Annotated in this window: 14 protein-coding genes and 1 other annotated feature; of the genes, 8 read left to right on the top strand and 6 right to left on the bottom strand. The window is 44.6% G+C overall.

What is annotated here, in order from left to right; all coding sequences use genetic code 11:
- Window positions 1-410: 410 nt before the first annotated feature.
- From clpB to rluD, 3 genes are all read right to left on the bottom strand, one after another.
- Window positions 411-2984, bottom strand: coding sequence for an ATP-dependent chaperone ClpB (clpB, locus tag ACWPOD_RS14055; RefSeq protein ID WP_167426868.1), 2574 nt, complete (start codon window positions 2982-2984; stop codon window positions 411-413).
- Between the two features lie 144 nt (window positions 2985-3128).
- On the bottom strand, window positions 3129-3857 hold the full coding sequence (pgeF, locus tag ACWPOD_RS14050) for a peptidoglycan editing factor PgeF (RefSeq protein ID WP_167426869.1): 729 nt from the start codon (window positions 3855-3857) through the stop codon (window positions 3129-3131).
- Between the two features lies 1 nt (window position 3858).
- Window positions 3859-4836, bottom strand: coding sequence for a 23S rRNA pseudouridine(1911/1915/1917) synthase RluD (rluD, locus tag ACWPOD_RS14045; protein WP_005385913.1), 978 nt, complete (start codon window positions 4834-4836; stop codon window positions 3859-3861).
- A 136-nt stretch (window positions 4837-4972) separates the two neighbouring features.
- Here rluD and bamD point away from each other — a divergent pair, with 136 nt between their 5' ends.
- The 5 genes from bamD (at window position 4973) to yjjX (ending at window position 9981) form a co-directional block, all read left to right on the top strand.
- Window positions 4973-5701 (top strand): outer membrane protein assembly factor BamD, encoded by a 729-nt coding sequence (gene bamD, locus ACWPOD_RS14040; protein ID WP_006743118.1) that lies wholly within the window; start codon window positions 4973-4975, stop codon window positions 5699-5701.
- Window positions 5702-5871: 170 nt separating this feature from the next.
- Window positions 5872-7326: an MltF family protein gene (locus tag ACWPOD_RS14035; RefSeq protein WP_167427112.1), complete on the top strand. Its 1455-nt coding sequence runs from the start codon at window positions 5872-5874 to the stop codon at window positions 7324-7326.
- Window positions 7327-7651: 325 nt separating this feature from the next.
- Window positions 7652-7978 carry a ribosome hibernation-promoting factor, HPF/YfiA family gene (hpf, locus tag ACWPOD_RS14030; RefSeq protein ID WP_005397484.1) on the top strand — a complete coding sequence of 109 codons (327 nt, stop codon included), beginning with the start codon at window positions 7652-7654 and terminating at the stop codon, window positions 7976-7978.
- A gap of 108 nt (window positions 7979-8086) precedes the next feature.
- Window positions 8087-8208, top strand: a sequence feature (Phe leader region).
- A 12-nt stretch (window positions 8209-8220) separates the two neighbouring features.
- Window positions 8221-9399, top strand: coding sequence for a prephenate dehydratase (pheA, locus tag ACWPOD_RS14025; protein WP_104974466.1), 1179 nt, complete (start codon window positions 8221-8223; stop codon window positions 9397-9399).
- A gap of 24 nt (window positions 9400-9423) precedes the next feature.
- Window positions 9424-9981 carry an inosine/xanthosine triphosphatase gene (yjjX, locus tag ACWPOD_RS14020; RefSeq protein ID WP_456231954.1) on the top strand — a complete coding sequence of 186 codons (558 nt, stop codon included), beginning with the start codon at window positions 9424-9426 and terminating at the stop codon, window positions 9979-9981.
- Window positions 9982-10091: 110 nt separating this feature from the next.
- Here yjjX and trpR read toward each other — a convergent pair whose 3' ends face one another.
- A complete protein-coding gene (trpR, locus tag ACWPOD_RS14015; protein ID WP_257887299.1) occupies window positions 10092-10400 on the bottom strand; it encodes a trp operon repressor in 309 nt (102 codons plus the stop codon).
- A gap of 13 nt (window positions 10401-10413) precedes the next feature.
- A complete protein-coding gene (gene sltY / locus ACWPOD_RS14010; RefSeq protein ID WP_456231953.1) occupies window positions 10414-12351 on the bottom strand; it encodes a murein transglycosylase in 1938 nt (645 codons plus the stop codon).
- Window positions 12352-12724: 373 nt separating this feature from the next.
- On the opposite strand from sltY, the gene ettA reads away from it, so the two are divergent.
- The 3 genes from ettA (at window position 12725) to ACWPOD_RS13995 (ending at window position 16022) form a co-directional block, all read left to right on the top strand.
- Complete coding sequence (ettA, locus tag ACWPOD_RS14005; protein WP_005381894.1) at window positions 12725-14392, top strand: energy-dependent translational throttle protein EttA; 1668 nt, start codon at window positions 12725-12727, stop codon at window positions 14390-14392.
- Window positions 14393-14623: 231 nt separating this feature from the next.
- On the top strand, window positions 14624-14992 hold the full coding sequence (locus ACWPOD_RS14000) for a PilZ domain-containing protein (RefSeq protein WP_046874174.1): 369 nt from the start codon (window positions 14624-14626) through the stop codon (window positions 14990-14992).
- A 28-nt stretch (window positions 14993-15020) separates the two neighbouring features.
- Complete coding sequence (locus ACWPOD_RS13995; protein ID WP_104969090.1) at window positions 15021-16022, top strand: M23 family metallopeptidase; 1002 nt, start codon at window positions 15021-15023, stop codon at window positions 16020-16022.
- 77 nt (window positions 16023-16099) lie between these two features.
- Here the strand turns inward: ACWPOD_RS13995 and tyrA are convergent, their stop codons facing one another.
- The gene (gene tyrA / locus ACWPOD_RS13990) at window positions 16100-17227 is read right to left on the bottom strand and encodes a bifunctional chorismate mutase/prephenate dehydrogenase (RefSeq protein WP_006743113.1); all 1128 of its coding nucleotides are present in this window, start codon (window positions 17225-17227) and stop codon (window positions 16100-16102) included.
- Between the last annotated feature and the right edge of the window lie 8 nt (window positions 17228-17235).

Raw genomic sequence — 17235 nt, 5'->3', positions numbered from 1 at the left:
TGAAACCTAATTTGAAGCCGAAGCTTCTAATTGGATTATCATCAACGAGTGCCCACACAGATTGATAGGTCTATATTTTTAAAGAGCACACTTTGAACTTCTCTTCAAAGTGGACGGCCATTTTAGCTAGATAACTTATCGTGTCAAACACTTTTTTAAGTTATTTATCTGCGAGTTAATTCTTAACTCACTGGCCTTGTTGTCTAGACGTCGCTTAACTTGCTTTCCCTTGACAACGGAGGCGCATTATAGGGCGTTCATTAAGGAACACAAGTGCATTTTTAAAAAAAACTCACCTTTTTAGTTCATTCGTACAGAAAACAGGCAAGAGGCTCTAAAACATTATAGAAAAGGGGCCAAACGGCCCCTTGAATGTGATTTTTATCTCATTTCTTATTGTATCCGTGCAATTACTGATGGGCACGAATTTGGTCATTAGTAACGATTAGCTGCACTTTCTTGTCTGGAACAATTTCACCAGAAAGAATCGATTTGGCTAATGGGTTCTCGACATTCTGTTGAATTGCGCGTTTTAAAGGACGCGCACCATATACAGGGTCGAAACCAACTTGAGCGATCAAATCGAGTGCTTTGTCAGAAACCTCTAGTTGATATCCTTTTTCTTCTAGTCGTTTCGCCAAACGTTCTAATTGAATAGAAGCGATGGACTTGATGTGCTCTTGACCAAGTGGATGGAACACCACGATTTCGTCAACACGGTTCAAGAACTCAGGACGGAAGTGTTTGCTAACCACATCCATTACTTCACTCTTGATACCTTGATAGTCTAATGTTGCGAAATTCTCTTGGATACGAGATGAACCCAAGTTCGATGTCATGATCACAACCGTATTACGGAAGTCAACAGTACGACCTTGACCATCCGTTAAACGCCCATCATCGAGAACTTGCAGCAGAATGTTAAATACATCCGGATGCGCTTTCTCTACTTCATCTAACAAAATTACCGAATACGGCTTGCGACGAACCGCTTCCGTTAAGTAACCACCCTCTTCATATCCGACATAGCCTGGAGGCGCACCAACCAATCTTGCCACTGAGTGTTTCTCCATGAACTCAGACATGTCGATACGGACCATCGCATCTTCGCTGTCGAACATAAAGCTCGCAAGTGTCTTACAAAGCTCTGTTTTACCTACACCAGTTGGACCTAAGAATAAGAAGGAGCCAATTGGTCGGTTTGGATCAGAAAGCCCAGCTCGACTACGACGAATGGCATTCGATACAACAGAGACCGCTTCGCTTTGCCCTACCACACGATTATGCAGTACGTCTTCCATACGAAGTAGTTTCTCTTTTTCCGCTTCTAGCATCTTGGATACTGGGATGCCAGTTTGCTTAGAAAGTACTTCTGCAATCTCGTTGTCGGTTACTTTATTACGCAATAGTGTCATTTCCTGCATTTCCGCTTGGGTTGCAAGATCTAACTGCTTCTCAAGTTCAGGAATACGACCATATTGAAGTTCCGACATGCGGTTTAAATCACCAGCTCGGCGAGCAAACTCCATGTCCATACGAGCTTGTTCAAGCTCAGACTTAATATGTTGAGTGCCAGAAAGTGCGGCTTTTTCTGTATTCCAAACCTCTTCTAGTTCAGCGTACTCACGTTCTTTTTCATTGAGTTCTTCATTAAGCGCTTTCAAACGCTTTTCACTCGCTTCGTCGTGCTCGTTACTAAGCGCCTGTTGCTCAATCTTAAGTTGGATGATTTTACGTTCAAGCTTATCTAATGACTCTGGCTTAGAGTCAATTTGTAAACGAATGCTTGAAGCCGCTTCGTCGATTAAGTCGATCGCTTTATCTGGCAGTTGACGGTCAGAAACATAACGATGTGACAAACTCGCCGCTGCAACAATCGCTGGGTCAGTAATTTCAACGTGATGATGAAGCTCATAACGCTCCTTCAAGCCACGTAAAATCGCCACGGTATCCTCAACGGTCGGCTCATCCACCAGCACTTTTTGGAAACGACGTTCTAACGCCGCATCTTTTTCGATGTACTGACGATATTCATCCAGTGTTGTTGCGCCAACACAGTGCAGTTCACCACGGGCTAATGCAGGTTTGAGCATGTTCCCCGCATCCATTGAGCCTTCACCTTTACCCGCACCAACCATAGTATGGAGCTCGTCGATAAATAGAATGACATTACCTTCTTCTTTAGCGAGTTCATTCAATACCGACTTCAAGCGCTCTTCAAATTCACCACGGTACTTAGCACCAGCAACCAGTGCGCCCATATCTAATGACAGCACGCGGCGACCACGTAAACCTTCTGGCACTTCATTGTTGACAATGCGCAGAGCTAAGCCTTCAACAATTGCGGTCTTACCTACGCCAGGTTCACCGATGATCACAGGGTTGTTTTTAGTACGGCGCTGCAATACTTGGATGGTACGGCGAATTTCATCATCACGGCCGATAACCGGATCCAGTTTGCCCTGCTCTGCTCGCTCGGTAAGGTCAATGGTGAACTTTTCCAATGCCTGGCGAAGCTCTTCTGCATTCGGGTCATTAACTTTTTGACCACCTCTGATCTTTTCGATTGCTTGGCTAACTTTTTGCTCTGTTAAACCGATCTCTTTGAGTAATTGCCCCAATGGTCCGCGATCTTCTAAAGCAGCAAGCAGGAAGATTTCAGACGAGATATAGGAGTCTTGACGCTTTTGCGCCACTTTGTCACACAGGTTAAACAACGTGCCCATCGAACTAGAGAGCTGTACATCTCCACCGATGCCACTGACTTTTGGTAATCGATCTAGCATTTCACTCAATTTAGAGCGTAAATGCGTTACGTCCACATCCAGCATAGTAAGCAATGGACGAATTGGACTGCCATTTTGGTCAAGCAAAGCCACCATTAGGTGAACTGGCTCGATATATTGATGATCGCGCCCTAACGCTAGTGATTGAGCATCAGAGATAGCGATTTGAAACTTACTTGTGAATCGATCAAGACGCATATCTACCTTCCTAACCTCAACTAAAGGAAATTCTTTTGACAGTTAGAAAGATGGATACTCAGAGGAGGAATTTCAAGGGAGTGAATGAATAAAGATAGCTTTGCAAAAATAGCACTATGCATCTTGGCACTTTAGTGCTTATAACTAATCTTCAATCCAAATAAAGGTGGCTTGCCGACCAGTTTTACCATCACGGCGATACGAATAAAAAGAGGCTTTATCTTGGTAAGTACAAAGTCCAGAGTCAAACACTTGTGTCACACCAGCTCGATTTAGACGTTGCGTTGCCAGCTTTGACATATCAGCCAACCATTTACCTTTAGCCCCTCGTGGCATAAAAGCTTGATGTGCCAGAGAATCGACATCAACAAAAGCTTGCAGAACATCTTCACCGACTTCAAAAGCTTCAGGCCCAATAGCAGGCCCAAGCCACGCTATCACTTCACCTGAAAACAACGCTAATGCATTTTCGACAATACCATTTGCTAAGCCGCGCCACCCTGCATGAACGGCAGCGACCTGCGTGCCTTGTGTATTAGTCAATAATACAGGTAGACAATCGGCGGTCATCGCTGAACAAACAACATGGCTTGAAGAAGTAAATACACCGTCCGCATCAAGCACTTGTGTTGTTGGTTCATTTGCTTGAGCCACAACGGTCGAATGCGTTTGGTTTAACCAGATTGGCGCATTGGGCATGTTCGCCTGCTGCGCCAACCAAGCTCGGTTCTTCTCTACTAAAGACAAATCATCCCCAACGTGAGTACCTAAATTTAGCCCTTGATAAGGGCCTGTCGAAAAACCGCCTATGCGTGTTGAGGCAAAAGCTTTGACATTTTTAGGCGCACGCCAATTCGGAATGATTGTCTTCATCTTAGAACTCTTCCGGTAAACCGTGCTCTTCCGTATCTTGACGAAGCGCTTCAGTCATCGCCACCATGTCATCAGGCACAGGGGCATGGAACTCAAGTACTTCTCCCGTAATTGGATGTTCAAAGCGTAGCATTACGGCGTGCAATGCTTGGCGATCGAAGCCACGGATCATTGCAGTTAGCTCTTCAGAAGCACCTGTCGGGATGCGAGCACGTCCACCATATGCAATATCACCGAGCAGCGGATGCTGAAGGTAAGACATGTGCACACGGATCTGGTGCGTACGACCCGTTTCAAGACGCAGACGGATACGTGTGTGTTCGCGGAAACGTTCAGCGACACGGTAGTGCGTTACCGCTGGTTTACCCATTGGTGCTACCGCCATAAGCGTGCGCTTGGTAGAATGACGACCAATAGGTTGGTCCACTTTACCGCCCGCTGTCATACGACCAATAGCGATCGCTTCGTACTCTCGAGTAATATTACGTTTTTGCAGTGCGCGAACCAGACGAGTTTGTGCAGGAACGGTTTTCGCCACCACCATCAGACCCGTTGTGTCTTTATCCAGACGGTGCACAATACCTGCACGAGGTACTTCTGCGATATCAGGGTAATGATGCAACAACGCATTAAGCACCGTACCATCTGGCGTACCGGCACCTGGGTGAACCACAAAGTCACGAGGCTTATTGATAACGATAATATCGTCATCTTCAAAAACGATATCTAACGGGATATCTTGCGCTTCCCAGCGTTCTTCATCTTCTAACTCGGCTTGCAATGTAATTTCCTCGCCACCCATTACTTTGGTGCGAGGTTTGGTGACAACTTCACCATTAACTTGAACTTTCCCATCAAGCAGCCACTCTTTCAGGCGCGAGCGAGAGAAGTCCGCGAATAATTCGGCGATAGCTTGGTCTAAACGTTGACCTAACTGGCTATCTTTTACGGTATTTGTTAATACAATCTGCTGAGCCATATCGAACTTTTTTAAAAACTGTGAGACTAATGCTCACGACTGTGAAAAAATAGACTATTACGCCATTGTATCTGTTACTGGAAAGAAAGTAACGGCAGCTTAAGAAATATTTAGATTCAAGGAACAGACTCCTGATATGAAACGTCAGACTTTAACAGGCCTTTTAGCGGTATCCCTTCTGTTTGGATGTGCAAGCAAAGAAGAAATCGTTCCTGATGTGCCGCCTTCGGAACTGTATGCAGACGCACAGATTTCTCTTCAAAGTGGTAATTGGCTTTCTGCAATTGAGAAACTGGAAGCATTAGACTCACGTTACCCATTCGGTGCCTACTCAGAACAGGTGCAGCTTGACCTAATCTATGCGTACTACAAAAACGACGACCTTGCTTTGGGCTTGGCAACCATTTCTCGCTTTATGCGTTTAAACCCAACCCATGAAAAAATGGACTGGGTACTGTACATGCGCGGCCTAAGCCATATGGCGCAAGATCGTAACTTTATGCATGATCTGTTCAGCGTAGATCGAAGCGATCGCGATCCTGAGCCAGTAAAAAAAGCGTTTGATGACTTCAAAAAACTTCTTCAACGCTACCCGAACAGTCCATACGCAGAAGATTCACAAAAACGAATGGTAGCGCTGAAAAACCGCCTAGCGAACTATGATTTAGCGACGGCTGACTTCTATCTCCGCCGTGAAGCCTGGGTAGCTGCAATTAATCGCAGTCAAGAGCTACAAAAAGCTTTCCCAGACACCGAAGCGGCACGTAAGTCACTGACTATCCAGCTAGAGGCCTACAAGCAACTCGGTTTGGAAGACGCCGTAGCAAGAACTGAAAAGCTTATCGAGCTAAACCCTGTGAAGTAACTGAACTGCTTCAAACTAAACCGCCACCGTTTTTACCGTGGCGGTTTTTATTACCCACAATAGCGTCTTCTGCCCTTGCTTGATGATCTACGGGGCTCTACATATGCTTAAAGTTCCCCTCCCCTTTATAAAAGGATGTGAACGTGACGATACCTAAGCTATGCGCAGTTATGCTGCTCTTATTGTCTGCTTCCGTTTGCGCACTGCAAATATCACCACTCAAGCAACCTCCTTACACTGGGGATCTCGATGTTATTAAAGAGAAGAATGTTTTACGTGTCCTCGTTTCTGCCGATCTAGGCTTCTATTACATTGAAGGCGGTACACCAAAAGGAATAGGTGCAGAACTCCTGGCGCATTTCGAAAAAGACCTTCGTAAGCTCAAACCGAAACTTAACGTACAAATTATTCCTCTAGCCCGTGACCAACTTCTGCCAGCCTTAGAAAATGGCTCCGGTGATCTAGTCGTCGCCAATCTGACCATTACCAACACACGTAAACAGAAAGTCGATTTTAGTTCACCCATTCTTACTGGTATTGACGAGTGGATAGTCACGAACAAAAGCACACCAGCCATGACTAACATTGAGCAACTGAGCGGCAAAGAGGTTTGGGTACGTGCCAGTTCTAGCTACTTTGAGAGTATTCAAGCACTAAATAAGAAGCTAAATAAAAAAGGCTTGTCACCCGTTGTCGTACATTTTATTGAAGAAACACTGCAAGACTACGAACTGGTTGGGATGCTCAATAACGGCTACGTCAAAGCCATTGTTCTCGATAGTCATAAAGCCAAACTTTGGCTTAAAGTGATGGATGATATTCGAGCTCACCCAGAAATCCCTATTCGTGAAAATGGTAAAATCGCTTGGGCAATGCGGGAAAACAGCCCAAGTTTGAAAGCCGTCGTGAACAAGTTTATTCAGAAATCTCGTTCTGGGACACTGCTCGGTAACGTCATTTACGGAAAATACATCGATAACACAGATTGGCTAAACAAAGCCCTTAACCCCAAGAAAATTGCTCAACTAGAAAAGCTTGCTACGTTGTTTTCACGCTATGGCGAGAAGTACGATATCGACTATCTACTGATCGCAGCCGTCGCTTATAAAGAGTCCGGCTTTAATAACGACCTCGTTGGAAGTAGAGGTGCAGTCGGCATAATGCAAGTTCTACCCAGCACGGCTCGAGACCCTAATATCAATATCAAAAACGTTCGGCAGCTAGAAAACAATATTCATGCTGGCGTGAAGTATTTAGCATTTTTGCGTAAACAGTACTTCAGTGATCCTGCTATTACGGCGGAAAATAAACTCTACTTTACCTTAGCGGCTTACAATGCTGGCCCCGGGAATGTAGAACGAATTCGTAAACGTGCAGCCCAGCAAGGCTACGATCCTAATATTTGGTTCAATAACGTGGAAGTCGTTATGCGGAAAAGTTTAAGCTCAACGGTTGGGTACGTCACAAGCATTAATCGCTATTACGTTATATACAAACAGCTAGAAAGTTTGGACCAGGTCAAAAGTCTAGAGCGGGTATCACTGGCACCAAAGGATCCCTTCTTCATGATACCGCTACGAAAAGTCAGTCAAACGCCAGACACAAAAAAGCCGCTTGTACAATAAGCGGCTTTGTAAATAAATTCGTCTGAGAGACTCAGTGACTATCATCACACTTTACGTATAGTTAAATTTTAACCACCTCTAATATTAGGCCGTAAAACTTCCCTAAAAACGAAGACGTTTTCAGCTGAGTACTCTATCCAATCTACGGATTTACTAACCGATAACAAGCAATTTCACGATAAATCTCAGCAGATCTTGAGTGAGATCACATTCATTTTTCATCATAAAAAACCCGAACAAAATAATGATCTGAGTCACATTTTTTTATACTTAAAGCGGTAATCTGAACTCAACCCATGAGGGATGCAACAGAGGAAAAACACTTATGACAATGAATATCACTGGCAAAAACATCGAAATCACCTCTGCAATCCGAGCTCATATTGAGAGCAAGTTTAAAAAACTGGAGAAATGGCAAGTAGACCTAATTGGTTGCCAAGCAACTTTCAGTGAGGAACCAAACAAACAGAAGAAATTCGAAGCGGTTATTAAAGTTCCTAAAGGCCAGCTCATTGCCTCAGCAACTCACGAAGATCTTTACGCAGCTATCAACGAAGTGGAGCAAAAACTAGAACGACAATTGAACAAGCTGACCCACAAACCTGAAGCTCGCCGTGCAAATAAGCCTGAGCTAGTGGAAGAAGAAGAGTAAACTGACCAGATTGAGGAAATAGCGCCGAAAGGCGCTATTTTTTTGCTTGACGCTCTCCCCTGCCTTGCTTATTGTGTTTAAACACTCATAAATTAAGCACTATTTATGCATTTAACCTCACTGTTTATTTTTGACTTCTTTTTCCTCCCATAGTCGGAGGGGCGAACTCGTTTGTGAAAGAAAAGTCAAAAACAAACAGAAAGCCTCCCAAATCGGGAGGCTTTTTTATAAGGAAAGAATTGATGACTGACCAACCTATTTCCCTCGAAGAAATTCGTTTGCGCTTGAATGAGCTGGATGACCAACTTCTCAGCTTATTGTCTGAGCGCCGTAAACTCAGCATTGAAGTAGCCAAAAGTAAAGTACAAACCTCAAAACCCGTTCGTGATGCCGTTCGAGAACAACAACTATTAGTTAAGCTGATTTCTAATGGCCGAGATAAATACGAACTCGACGCGCAGTACATCACTAAACTTTTCCATACCATCATTGAAGACTCTGTGCTTCTTCAGCAAAGTTACCTGCAAAACCTCGTTAACCCGCAACAAAGTCGTAAGCCACTTGCTCGCGTCGCTTTCTTAGGAGCCAAAGGCTCTTACTCGCACTTGGCAAGCCGCGAATACTTCAGCCGTAAAAATACAGAACTTATCGAGCTCAACTGCGAACACTTCAAAGAAGTGACTCAAATAGTAGAATCGGGCCATGCTGATTATGGCGTTCTGCCTATCGAAAACACCAGTTCAGGCTCTATTAATGAAGTGTACGACCTACTACAACACACGACGCTGTACATCGTTGGAGAGCTAACTCAACCAATCGAGCACTGCTTGGTTGCGAAAAAAGACATTCGTCTGGAAAACATTAAAACGCTGTATTCACATCCTCAGCCACACCAACAGTGCAGTGAGTTTTTAAGCCGTATGAAAGGTGTAAAACTGGAGTCTTGCGCCAGCACAGCAGATGCAATGCAAAAAGTCCAAGAGATGGATCGTGATGATGTTGCTGCAATTGGTAATGCATCAAGCGGTAAGCTATACGGCTTGCAAGCAATTCAAGGCAACATCGCAAACCAAACTGAGAACCATACTCGTTTTATCGTGGTTGCTCGCAAACCAGTTGAGGTTTCAACTCAGATTCCAGCAAAAACTACCTTGATCATGTCGACCTCCCAAGAGGCTGGCTCATTGGTTGAAACACTATTAGTGCTGCAACGTTACGGCATCAATATGACCAAGCTAGAATCACGTCCAATTATGGGGAACCCATGGGAAGAGATGTTCTACGTAGACTTGGAATCTCATCTTGCTTCGACAGAAATGCAACAGGCACTAGAAGAGCTAACAAAAATCACTAAACACTTGAAAGTATTAGGCTGTTACCCTAGTGAGAACGTAAAGCCTACCCAAGTGAAATTGAGTTAATAGACACCAGTGAGTAAAAAGATCATGGCAACCCAAAAAGTCGTAATCGCATCGCTAAACCCAGCTAAAATTAATGCCGTTCAAAGTGCATTTAACAGTGCATTTAACAGTGCATTTAACAGTGCATTTCCGCACCAAGAGTTCAACTTCGTTGGCGTCAGTGTACCTAGTGAGGTCGCAGATCAACCTATGACTGATGAAGAAACTCATCGCGGTGCACTAAACCGCGTTAAAAACGCAAAAGTAGAGATGCCAAACGCGGATTACTATGTCGGACTTGAAGCGGGAATTGAAACAAACGTGACGTTTGCGTGGATGGTGATTGAATCGAATACTCACCGTGGTGAATCTCGCTCTGCGAGCTTAATGCTGCCGCCTAAAGTATTGGACAAACTCGAGCATGCGAATGAGCTGGGAGATGTCATGGATGAGGTGTTTGGTACCGAGAACATCAAACAGAAAGGTGGTGCCATCAGCCTGCTCACCCAAAACCAGCTGACTCGAAGTTCGGTTTACCATCAAGCCTTGATTCTGGCTCTAATTCCATTCACAAACTCTGAGCACTTCCCTTCAAATTTATAACGCTCATCCTATTCGCTAGGTACGAAAAAGGGCGGATATTTCCGCCCTTTTTAACACGTTATCTTAACCACTTGTGATACCAATACCTAAAAGCGAATTGGAATCACTGACTACTTAGATACCGCAACTTGCTCTAACAAAACCTTGAGTTTGTCTTTCTCTTCATCAGATTTAGACTTTAACTCGTTAGAACCACGAGTAATAGTGGCAATACCCACGCCAAGCATCTGGCTGATCTGACGTTGAGATAATTCTCCTTTAAGAAGCTCGTTAATAATATTAACGCGTGATATTAATGATTCTCTCTCATCACGTGACATCAGCATGGTTAACAGCATGTCATCTTGCTCACTCTCCATGCTAGTTCGAATTAGCTCAATAATCTGTTGCCAGTCTTTGTACTCGGGTTCGTGCGACATCAAGTTACCTCACTCAATACTTGGTATTGATCTCATGTTGATTCAAGAACGCGCCATCGATACCCAAAAGATCACGGTAATATGTTTCAAACATCAGGATGTTTTGTACATAACCGCGTGTCTCTCTAAATGGAATTGCCTCAATAAAGGCATAAGCATCCACTTTTCCTTGGGTACGCTCTCGCCACGTTTTTACTCTGTTAGGACCTGCATTATAAGCAGCAAGAGCAAAAATACGATTATTATCGTAATCCTCTAATAAGCCTTGCAAATAATGGCTACCAATTTCGATATTTTTACCTACATTGTAGAGGTCCTGCGTACCTTGATAACTCAACTTATATTTACGTGCTGTGTACTTTGCTGTAGCGGGCATGATCTGCATAAGACCACGAGCACCAACTGGAGAACGGGCTTCGACATCCAACGCACTTTCCTGTCGAGCCAGGGACATCATCGTCACGGGATCTATGTTGTGTTTTTTTGCATAAAAGTTAAACCACCAGCGATGCGCAATCGGGAACCTCAGTTCGATATTATCCCACATCTGCGCTTGAATACTCGCGGTCACCGTTAGGTTATGCCAACGCTTAGAAGACGCATAAGCCGCCAACATCGCCTTTTCATCTTTCCCTACGCGGCGCAATAAATGTGCCCATTCACTTTTCGCTGCTGCAATTTTGTCCGTCGCGATCAACTCTTCAATACGAACTAACGAGTCTTGATAGGGTTGAACCACTCGCTTATCAAACTTAACCGTATGCGTAGGGTATTTGATTGATTGTCCAATCGCATTAGCGGCTGCCACACTATAAAAGTTTCGCTGCCCGACCAAAGTCGCTAAACGCTGTTTCCCTGCGATGTCATCACCTAACGCAATTTCACTTCGTCCAAGCCAGTATTGCCAGCGAAGCGACGCTTGCTCTTCTTTATTGAGAACGGCAATCCACTCTTGTACGCCCTTCCAATCCGCGTTCTGAATCGCTAAGCGAATGCGAGTTTCAATGAGCGGTAAGTACTGGCTGGTTTTCGTTTTATCATCGCGCCACTTAGCTAGTGACTCAGACTCAGTACGGGTCAATCGAAATGCGATATAGTCAGCCAGGACTTGCGCCTTTTCTGGAGAAAACTTCTGCCCTTTAATGACGGCATCATACGCACTCTGCGCTTGACTGGTATTCATGCGAGCTAGCTTTTCCAACGCATATTCGCTTTGCGCTCGATTAAAATCATTAGCCGGTTTTTTCTTCGCGAACTCCGCAACGCTTGAAGGGTTATCAAACAACGCCTTCATTTCTTTCGCTTGTTGCCTTGCCTGCGAGGATTTAGGCAATTTAAGTAAGTAACTCATCAAACTGCCATTACGTGCATCAAACGCCAGTAGCATACGCTGGAGAATTAATTCATCAGTACGTTCACCGGCCTTGTCCCATGCTGCGAATAATGGATCGCACTCATCGGCAATACTTCTGCCACGCAACCACATATGCTCAGCCCCTTTAAACGCGGCGACTTTCTTACCTTGCTCTAACTGAGCCACGTAGAAAATACATTGGTAACGCTCGCCACTTGGAATGACTTTTTGAAACTCAGTAATGGTTTTCCAATCTTTTTGCTTATAAAGATGGTTGAGGTATGGAGCGCGCACACGACGAGAAAAAGGAAACGACTCGTACTCCGAAATAAATTCGTTCACCTGCTGTGGCGACTTTTCCGGTAACTGTCTAATAAATGTTCGGTAGTCCACATAAGGCGTCAGTGGATAGTCAGAAATTTTAGGACGGATCGAAAGGTATCCGTCGATGTCATTTTTATCTAATAAATCTTGAGCTTGCTCATAAACTTCACGCTGCTTTTCCAAGCTCAGCGCGGCATTAGCACTCAAACTCATCGCACACAGCGCGGCTGCACAGCATACGTTTTTAGCCAATTCAGATACGTTGAATCTCATTTGTGTCATTTTCCCCAGACATATACTGCCCCAAAGCCTCGTTTTGTTAGCGTTCATGTGATGTTAAGGCAATTTTCACACATGCATCTATTTACACAGAATGCAGATGTCCATGTAAAGCAACTTAGTGTATTAAAAATTGTACTCGTGAAACTTTTAAGACGATGGAGACAAGGAGTTCCTAACTTGTGCAGAAAGCACTTCGTCATTTATAACGAATAACAAAAGTGTATACCCTAACCGTGTAAGTTTCCGGTCAGCTCAAAATAAGAAATCCATTCGAAAGGGAAATTCTTGCAATGCGGTAACAAAAACAAAGCACTTGGTATAAAATGATGGGTTTGAATGACAGTTAATTTAGGAACGATCGGCAATGGCTGAATACGTATATACCATGTCGCGGGTGAGCAAGATTGTGCCACCTAAGCGTCAAATTCTTAAAGACATCTCTCTGAGCTTCTTCCCTGGTGCGAAAATCGGTGTTTTAGGTCTGAACGGTGCAGGTAAATCCACACTGCTACGTATCATGGCAGGTATCGACACGGATATCGACGGTGAAGCACGTCCACAACCTGGTCTAAACGTAGGCTACCTACCCCAGGAGCCAGTATTAGACGAATCAAAAACCGTTCGTGAAGTTGTTGAAGAAGCAGTTGCTGACGTTGCTGACGCACTGAAACGTTTGGATGCGGTCTATGCGGCTTACGCAGAACCAGATGCAGACTTCGACGCACTTGCAAAAGAGCAAGGCGAACTTGAAGCTCTGATCCAAGCGAAAGATGGTCACAACCTAGAAAACGCACTTGAGCGAGCAGCAAACGCACTTCGTTTACCTGAATGGGACCAAAAAATTGCGCACCTATCAGGTGGTGAACGCCGCCGTGTCGCTATTTGTCGCCTGCTACTTTCTAAGCCAGACATGCTGCTGCTTGATGAGCCTACCAACCACCTAGATGCAGAATCTGTTGCTTGGCTAGAGCGCTTCTTAGTGGATTACACAGGTACTGTAGTCGCTATCACCCACGACCGTTACTTCCTAGATAACGCCGCGGGTTGGATCTTAGAGCTTGACCGTGGTGAAGGTATCCCATGGGAAGGTAACTACACCTCATGGTTGGAGCAAAAAGACGCTCGTCTACAACAAGAAGCGTCTCAAGAAAGTGCTCGTCAAAAAACCATCGAGAAAGAACTTGAGTGGGTACGTAAAAACCCTAAAGGTCGTCAAGCGAAATCAAAAGCACGTATGGCACGCTTTGAAGAACTGCAAAGCTCTGATCACCAAAAACGTAACGAAACCAATGAACTGTTTATCCCGCCAGGTGAGCGCCTAGGTGATAAAGTTATTGAAGTGAAGAACCTAACGAAGTCATTTGACGGCCGTGTTCTAATTGATGACCTATCATTCAGCATCCCTAAAGGTGCGATTGTTGGTATCATCGGTGCGAACGGCGCAGGTAAATCGACCCTATTCAAGATGTTAAGTGGTACTGAACAACCAGATTCAGGCACAATTGAAATGGGCGATACTGTGAAACTTGCATCGGTCGATCAGTTCCGTGACAGCATGGACGATTCTAAAACCGTATTCCAAGAGATTTCTGAAGGCGCTGATATTATTAAGATCAACAACTTCGAAATCCCTGCTCGCGCGTACTGTTCACGCTTTAACTTTAAAGGCAGCGACCAACAAAAAATCATTGGTGAGCTATCAGGTGGTGAGCGTAACCGTGTCCACCTTGCGAAACTGCTTAAAGCGGGCGGTAACGTGTTACTACTCGACGAACCGACCAACGACCTTGACGTGGAAACACTGCGTGCTCTAGAAGAAGCACTACTAGAGTTCCCTGGTTGTGCAATGGTTATCTCGCACGACCGTTGGTTCCTTGACCGTATCGCGACCCACATCATTGACTACCGTGACGAAGGCCAAGTTAACTTCTACGAAGGTAACTACACCGAGTACATGGACTGGTTGAAGAAAACGTTGGGCCCTGAAGCCGCAGAACCACACCGCATCAAATACAAGCGTATTGCGAAGTAATAGCAACCCGTAAAGTTTGATTGTAATTTGTACAAAGGCCGCTATCATAGCGGCCTTTGTTTTCTTTGTTATAAAAAAGAGCTCATTAGCCCGTCTCGTTCGTTAAGAACATGACATTGCACTTACGTCACTCTGTAGCGACCTCGACACTTTTCAAACAGAAATCGAACATTTTTTGTTCGCATTGATATACTATTCAATTCTGTTTGAAGACATGACGAGAAAATGCACATGGCAGAGAGACGACGCTTTTCACGCATTCTCCATCAAGCGCCAGCGAAGGTAGAACAACGTGACTTGGCAATTGAAGCTAGGATTCAAGATCTTTCCTTACATGGTTTACTCATGAAAGTGGAAGAGACTGAGGCTTTGGATCCAGCCCTTCCAGTCCATGTGACTTTTTCATTTGATCAATCCGAACAAGTGATTACGTTAAAAGCGCAAATTGTGGATGTTTCTAAGTGTGAGATTAGGTTAAAGATCATCAAGATAGACATCGAGAGCATTAGCCAACTAAAACGATTTATAGAATTGAATGTAGGCAATAACGACCTTCTGAACCGAGAGTTAGAACATCTCTCTGATTTAGGAGAAAAATAAATGAACGCCTATTTAAGTAACAATAACTATGTCTAAAAAAATCATCATGCAGATCCCGACGAAAGACGGCGATCAGCAGTTCTATTTGGGCCGCAGTTCGGTCCTAGCAGTATTTGCTTCGGTATTGGCATTACCCGCCGTCGTTGGTGGCGCGTGGTATCTCAATCAACAGCAGATGCACAATAAAGACGAACTAACACAAATCATCGCCAAACTAGAAAGTGAAAAGGCCGAAATCACCGCTCTTTATGAAGAACAGCTTGATACCAACCACTCGCTTTCTCAGTCATTGACCGATAAAAACAATCAAATTCAGCTATTAGGAAAACGGGTATTCGACGTTGAATCGGTTCTAGGTCTCGCTGACGAAGAGCTGATGATCGATGAAAACAACATGGCGTTAGAAGAGCGAATTGATGCAGCAGCTATCGATTCCGCGGTTCGAGCAACCATGTTTCGTTTGATTCCAAATGATAGCCCAGTGACATACCAACGTATTTCTTCTTCCTATGGCAGTCGCATTAATCCTATTTCAGGTAAACGACACGTTCATACTGGTATCGATCTTACCTGTAAACGAGGAGAAGAAATCCTCGCACCTGCAGACGGAGTGGTGGAAACCGTTCGCCCGAGTAATCGTGGCTATGGCAACTATGTCACTATTCGTCACTCATTTGGCTTTATGAGCTCCTTTGCTCACTTACAACGCTTTAAAGTGAAAAGCGGCCAATTTGTCAGTAAAGGCGATGTGATTGCTCAATGTGGTAGTTCAGGTAATTCCACTGGCCCGCACCTGCATTACGAGGTGCGCTTTCTCGGGCGAGCACTCAACCCTCAATACTTGATGGAGTGGACACCTGAAAACTTCAATTATGTATTTGAAAAAGAGAAAAAAGTGAAATGGGGCCCTTTAGTTCAATTGATTGATAATGTCGTGCGTCTGCAAGTCAATTTAACCAACTCCCCCTATCGCGACACCAGTATCAATACAGTATCAAGTGAAGATACCAGCAATACCGCGACTAACTGATTTATCTCTCGACACAAAAAAGAGCAGCGTAAGCTGCTCTTTTCGTTTCGGGCTCCACACGGATAGATAACCAGCGATTAACCGCGATGAATATTATCATTCGCCTGTTTGAGTAAGTTTTGGCTCTCATTCATAAATTGTTGTGAATAATCACCAAACCACTCACTCACCTGCTCAAAGCTTTCGACAAATTTGGCTTTATCTTTGCTATCCAAAATCGCAAGTGCTTCGCCGAAGCGTTGGTGGAATCGCTTAATCATGTCGATGTTTTCTTGCGATGAGAGAATAATGTCACCGTAGAGGTTTGGATCCTGACCAAACAGACGCCCTACCATCGCCAACTCCAGGCGGTAGATCGGTGAGCTCAACTTTAACAGTTGCTCAATGTTCGGGTTCTCTTTGCTTAGATGCATGCCGTAAGCAAATGAGGTGAAGTGACGCAGCGCTTGGATTAACGTCATGCCATGATCGTGCTCTTGCGCATCAATCTGGCACAAGCTCGCGCCCCAAATACCAAACTGTTGCAGCAACCATTGGTATTGATCATTTCCACGCCCATCACAGTACACAATCACCTGCTTGGCAAGGCTCGGCACATCTGGGCCAAACATTGGGTGTAAACCAACCACCGGTCCTTGGTGCACATTCAACATTGCTTGCAGTGGCTTAGATTTTATAGAAGTCAGGTCACACAGAATACAGTCTTGTGGCAGATTACCTAGCTTTTCAATCACACCTTCTGTTAGGTGAATTGGCACAGTAACCACCACCAAGCCCGCATCTTTTAGGATGTCATCCGCACGATCCCAGTCTTTGCTACCAAGCACTTTGACTTGATAACCAGATAACTTAAACATACGCCCAAACAGGCCGCCTAACTGGCCATTACCACCAATAATGACCACTGAGCGTAATTCAGGGTTCAAACACTTAAAACCGGAGTCTTTTTCACTGGCATAAGACTCACGCATGGTACGACGCAGAATATCTTCAATAAGCTGTGGAGGAATTCCCATTTTCTCAGCTTCTGCTCGGCGAGAAGCCAGCATCGCCGCTTCACGATCAGGGGCATAAATAGGCAAACCATGTTCGCTTTTTACTTCCCCAACTTTCTCTACGAGCGCCAAACGCTGAGCTAATAGCTCCAACATTTGCTTGTCGACTGCATCAATCTGATCGCGCAATGCGTTAAGTTCAACTGCCATTGATGTTC

Source organism: Vibrio sp. JZG120, from assembly GCF_053890955.1.
Note: the sequence above shows the minus strand (reverse complement) of the source record. Positions and strands in the feature narration are given on the sequence as shown.